At 69.9% G+C, this 5,495-nt stretch carries 3 protein-coding genes and 2 pseudogenes; 2 read left to right on the top strand and 3 right to left on the bottom strand.

All coding sequences use genetic code 11. The annotated features are described in order from the left end of the window. Nucleotides 1-274: hypothetical protein (locus tag UK94_RS71365; RefSeq protein ID WP_268761739.1), on the bottom strand; the 274-nt coding region annotated here is incomplete at its 3' end. A gap of 1,306 nt (nt 275-1,580) precedes the next feature. Between UK94_RS71365 and UK94_RS71360 the strand changes: the two are divergent. Both UK94_RS71360 and UK94_RS75580 read left to right on the top strand, forming a co-directional pair. After that, nucleotides 1,581-2,200, top strand: a pseudogene (locus UK94_RS71360) (BTAD domain-containing putative transcriptional regulator); the annotation flags it as partial. Nucleotide 2,201: 1 nt separating this feature from the next. Beyond that, on the top strand, nt 2,202-2,282 hold an 81-nt coding region (locus UK94_RS75580; RefSeq protein ID WP_268761741.1), incomplete at its 5' end, for a hypothetical protein. Here the strand turns inward: UK94_RS75580 and UK94_RS75575 are convergent. Together UK94_RS75575 and UK94_RS75570 are read right to left on the bottom strand one after the other, a co-directional pair. Then, nucleotides 2,274-2,429 carry a hypothetical protein gene (locus UK94_RS75575; protein WP_268761740.1) on the bottom strand — a complete coding sequence of 52 codons (156 nt, stop codon included), beginning with the start codon at nt 2,427-2,429 and terminating at the stop codon, nt 2,274-2,276. The genes UK94_RS75580 and UK94_RS75575 overlap by 9 nt on opposite strands. 63 nt (nt 2,430-2,492) lie before the next feature. Beyond that, a pseudogene (locus UK94_RS75570) lies at nt 2,493-2,588 on the bottom strand (transcriptional regulator); the annotation flags it as partial. Nucleotides 2,589-5,495 lie beyond the last annotated feature (2,907 nt).

The raw sequence follows: 5,495 nt of genomic DNA, 5'->3' as shown, positions 1-5,495 counted from the left end.
TCAACCACGGCGTCGTCCAAACGGACGGACGGGCACTGACCCAGCCCGGCCTGATCCGCCCCGGCTGGGTTCTCCGCCTGCCCACCCAGCCCGCCACACCCCCGACCGGCCCAGCACCCTCCAGCCCTCCACCATCGGCCCCGCCCTCGACCGCCAGCCCACCCGCGACCAGCCGCCCCGCCACACCGACCCCCGCGGCCAGCTCGCCCACCGCCGCCGGCGGCGCCGCGCCGTCGGCGACCGGTAGTCCGTCTACCGCTCCCGCCTCGCCCACCCCCACCACCGCGCCACCGGCCTCGCCGGCCGTGCCTTCTCCCCACCCGTCCACCCCGGCCCCGTCACGATCGCCGGGCGTCCAGTTCCCCTCCGGCGGCTACCTCGGGATGGGAGCGGTCGCTCTGCTGGTGGTCGCGCTGTTCTCCGTGCGGCTGTGGCGCCGCCGGCACTACGTCCCCGGCAGCGGTGTCCGCGACGACCTCGACGAGGCGCNGGTCATCCGCCAGCTCGCTGTCGCCTACAACACGGCCACCGCCGAACGTGACGCCGACGGCGAGCTGGTCGTCGTGCGCCCGCCGGGCGACCCGCACGTCACCGGCCGCCGCCACGCGGCAGCCACCGCCACCGCCCACACTGCCCCCTCCGGCACCCGGGTCGTCGGCACGACCGGCGACGGCCAGCCGCTGGCGCTCGACCTGGCCGCCACCCGCGGCCTCGGGCTGATCGGACCCGGTGCGGACGCCGCGATCCGCGCCCTGCTCGTCGCGCTGCTCGCCGATCGTCACCAGCCCGACGCCGCCCCCGTCGAGATCCTCGTTCCGGCTGCGGATGTGCGGCGGATGCTGGGCGAGGACACCACCGCCGCGCCGCCGCAGCGGCTGCACGTCGTCGCCGACCTGGCCACGCTGCTGGACCGGCTGGAGGCCGACGTCGTCACCCGGGCCCGGCGGGCCGCGGCCGGGGAGGACCCCCGCCGTGCCACCCTGGTCGTCGTCGCGGCCCCTGACCAGACGTCGGATCGCCGCCTTCAGGCCGTGCTCGACAACGGCTCCCCNCTCGGTGTCGTCGGCATCCTGTACGGGCAGTGGCGGCCTGGAGCGACCGCCCGGGTGCGGCCAGACGGGGTGGTCGGCGCCGCGAGCCCCGACATCGCCGCCGCCCTGACAGGCAGCCGACTGTTCACCCTGCCCGAGACCGACACCGCCCAGCTACTCGACCTGCTCACCGACGCCGACGCGCCAGCCGCCAACCAGGAGGAATTCCGGCGGGCAAACCCTACCCAGGGGCCCCCGCCCCCGCCTCCCACCTCCGCGCCGCCCCCCGATAACCCCTCGCCCGCGGCGCCGCCTCCCAACGGCCGGCCCCAACCAGACACGCCACCGGACCCCGACGAGCCGCAGCCGCCCGGCGGTGAGGGAGCAGGCCCCACCGAGCCCNCTGACGCGGCAGCACCGCCACCAGCCGCCGCGAGCGCGCCACAGGGACTACAACGCCCCCCACAGGCGGCCACGCCGCTGCTGCTCACCCTGTTCGGCCGGCTACAACTGCTCTACCGGGCGGCACCGGACGGCGACCACCAGGCCGTGACCGGTATCGGGGGTCCGGGCAGGGAGATCCTGGCCTACCTCGCCGCCCATCCCGACGGCGCGCGGCGCCGCGTCATCATCGACGCGGTCTGGCCCGAGGACGGCAAGTCCCTGCGGCTGCGGGACAACCGGTTCTACGCCGCGATCAGCCAGCTACGCCGCACCCTTGTCGCCGCCACCGGCGGGGCGATCGACGACGTGTTCGACCACGACGACCGACGCTGGCGGCTGCGCCGCGACCTGTTCACGGTCGACCTCTGGCAGGTTGACGAGGCGCTCGACGCGCGGCGGCGCGCGACGACCACCGCCGACGAGCTCGCCGCGATCCTCCCGCTGGCCGCCACCTACACCGGCCACCTCTCCGACGACATCGCCGGCGCCTGGGCCGAAACCCACCGCGAGAACCTTCGCCGCCAGATCTCCGACGCGCTCGTCAGCATCACCGCCACCGTCGGCGAGGACAACCCGCAGCGCCTGGAGCTCCTGGAAACGCTGCGCCGCCTCGACCCCTACAACGAACAGCTCTACGTCCAGATCGCCGCCACCCAGGCCCGCCTCGGCCAGCACGACGCCATCGCGTCCACCTACCGCCATCTGGTCGCGGCCCTCGCCGAGGTNGGCGAGCGGCCCACATCCAACACCGATCGCGTCTTCCAGGCCGTGATGCGGCCCGGTCCGCCCGGCGCGCGTTCAGCCTGACCGCGGCCGACGGTTTCCGCCGCTGTTCTTGCGGCGTCGCCTTTCGGCCCACGCCCGCCGGTCCTCGTCCAGCAGATCCTCATGCGCCGCCGCCCACTGCGCCATCGGCGCCACCAGATCCGCCAGCTCCTTCGCCGCCGGGGTCAGNCAGTAGACCGTCCCGAACGGGAACGCACGCTCCCGCNCACGCTCGACCAGCCCCCGGCGCTNCATCCACCGCAACGTCCGCGTCAACACGGCCTCCTGGATCAGCGGCTGCGGCCAGCGCCGACCCCGGGGAACCTCGTAGCTGCGCAGCGTGCGCAACAAGCCCGTATACGGCAGCGGACCGCCCGACAGCGCGACCAGGACGTCCGGCAGCCAGCTAGGGCTCAGNGTGCGTCGCAGATCGTGCAACAGAATGCGCCGATCAGGACCAGGCAGGTCCTCAGTCCTTGTCACACCCACTCCCATGGGAAGATCCGCAGACCCACCGGGCCCGGTCGACCGTTCCGCCGTGCAGCGCGACTGCCTCGCCGCTCCCGACGCCCCCGTAGCCTCTCCGCGTGGCAGGCATCTCACCCAAGGCTGCACTATTTGACCGTAAGGCGACAATCCGATATGGCGACCGTCACCAGCGCCGCACGTCGCCGAGACACGAGCCGAAGCACGCCGCCGCAACCCGGCTAGCTGCAACAACGCCGAAGCCCCGCCGGCAAGACCCCCCAACCCGTCCGACCCGAGCGGGCCGACATGATGCCCATCACGTCACGCGATCCTGTAGGCCCGCCCCGCTCACCGGCCACCACCGCCTGCTGCTCTGCGCCGACGACGTCTCCTCGGCCGAGCTCAGCTCCCGCGTTCCGGCCCAGAAGATCCTTCCCGGCGTCACCTGGCGGGGGGACGCGCGCTACGACGTCGACCCGTTCCGGGCGCTTATCGACTCCACCTCCGCGCGCAGATTGCTTGGCTGGGCCCCGCGCCACCGGTGGCGCGGCCCCACTGCCCGCCCGGCCTGACCGCCGCGCCGCACCCGCGCGCGGGCGTTCTCCACGCGGGTCGACGGACCGTCAGCCGCGCCCACCAGGGCCAAACGACCGGGCATTGCACTGGTCTTCGCCCGAGGATTCTCAACCCCAGTCATCGCCCTCTTGGCGCTTTCCGGACTGGCCAACCATCCCGACTGTTGNCCATCTACTGGCCGACCATCACGGCGAGTGGCCACCTGCCCTGTAGGGATCGAGCGGGGGTGGCGAGTTCGTGCTGGCAGTTCGCCGTTATTGGCGAGCGCCGCCGTGCGGTCCACCGAGGCTGTTGGCGAACGCTGNCACCGCCAGCAGGCTGCACAGCGAGCGACCGCAAGGCCCTGACCAGGGACTCGCCAAGTAGGCCGGGTCGCTCGCCATCGACTCGCCAACTACGACTGCGACTCGCCAGGCAATCCGATCCCTACACCCCCTACCTCTAAATGAGCAGCCGGTCCTGGGGATTCGCGTCTATCTGAGCAGCGCTCCAGGGGCTGCTGCCGGGATAGTTGAGCAGTGCAGCGCCGGTTGCGGCGGTGCCCAGCGAGCTGCCAGCGAGGCGTTCGCCCTGGTCAGCCGCCCTGCTCAAGTAGACCTGGCCACAGCTNCTCATGCGGTGCTCATTTCCCGTGGCCGCTGCTCATCTACAAGTGATCCCTACACCCCCTGTAGGGATCGCGCGAAGATGGCCACTCCGAGCTGGCAGGTCACGGTAGTTGGCCAGCGCTGGCGGTGCCAGCGCGATGCACAGCGGGTCCCTGACCAGCGCTTTGGCCAAGTAGATCGCGCTCTGGCCACGCAGTGGCCAAGTGGCCCGGCGAGTGGCCACGTAGATCCGATCCCTACACCCCCGCCGGCCCCCCCACCGGACCCCCCACCGGACCCCCCACCGGCGCGCCAGTAAAGGCGGGTGGGTGGACGGAACGCTGCTGGCGCAGGTCGGACGAGGTGCGCCGCCCACCCAAGCACTCCGCGACTTAATAGCGAGGCAACGAGCTGATAGTCGATGCGGGAGGGGTGTGCCTGCGCCGCCGTGTCCGGGGATTGGCGTTATTTCGGAGTCTCTTGGCACCTTCTCTTTAATCTGTGTTCGTTTGGTCTCTGCTCTTTTCTGTTCTTGTTTTTTGCTTTGCTTTTTTTGTCTTTGTCTTCCGCCCTTACTCTTCTCCTTTTCGGTTCCCCGATTGTTGCCCTAGCGTTCCGGAACATCATTCCCACCATTGCATCGCCACTCAAAAGAATCATGAATTGGCGGACGATTGGGGGTTGTATTCTGGTGCGCGTAGGTGGAGAATTAGATATCGGCACCGGGAGCGGGAAGACACCCCCGGGAGTTCCCCCAAGGTAGAGGAGAGACCTCCGTGACCAATGGCGCTTTTTCTTCGGACACGCCGTCCGCTCTTCCGGGCGCGAGAGTCCAGCCAGAAGACATGGCGAGAGTGACGGCGGACGACTGGCGCGAGATTCAGACCAAAGCGCGCAAGTACTGCCGGACGGTCGACGCGTCGCAGTCGCGTAAGCGGATGGACGGAAACGCGACCTTCACGGGCCGTGGGTACGGCACGGCGGACGTGAGCGATGACATCGCGCAGGATGCCGTATTGCTGTTTGCCCAGCTGCTCGGGAAGATCATCCGAAAGTTTGAGCCTGTGACTTACTCCGTGGCCACGCGCGAACCGGATTCGTGGCTCTACGTCACGAAGCAAGGCGGGACCTTCGTTGCTACCCGTGACAGTATCCAGTACACGGCGATGCGGGACGCTGCCCAGCGCAATGGGTACCACCTGGACAAGAAGCCTGACGAAATCGACGCGACCCCCGGGGCGCAGCAGATGAAGGCCGTTTCCCGTATGCAATTCGTAGCTGTCGCGACGCACCTTGCCGCCAACAGTGAGGCTATCTGGCGTCTCGCGTTCGGTGACGNCAAAGAGTTCCCCGTTCTCGCGGACGTGCTCAATGAAGGAAACAAGGCCGATGACCTCGGACGCACGGGCATCCTTTCCAACGTGGCACAGAAGCGCCACGGGGGCGCCTACGGTTCCCGCCGCGCCGTGATCCGTACCCGTGACGCTGCCCTGGCAGAATTCCGGGAACTGTCGGAACGGGCCGATGCCGTACGGGAAATGATCACTTACCGCGCCACGCGGGACGGTACGGACGACTGACGTTCCATCTGTCCTCACGGAGAGGGCACCGGGAGAACTCTCCC

Origin of the sequence: Frankia sp. AvcI1, assembly GCF_001420875.1 — a bacterium.
Classification (GTDB): domain Bacteria; phylum Actinomycetota; class Actinomycetes; order Frankiales; family Frankiaceae; genus Frankia; species Frankia alni.
Note: the sequence above shows the minus strand (reverse complement) of the source record. Positions and strands in the feature narration are given on the sequence as shown.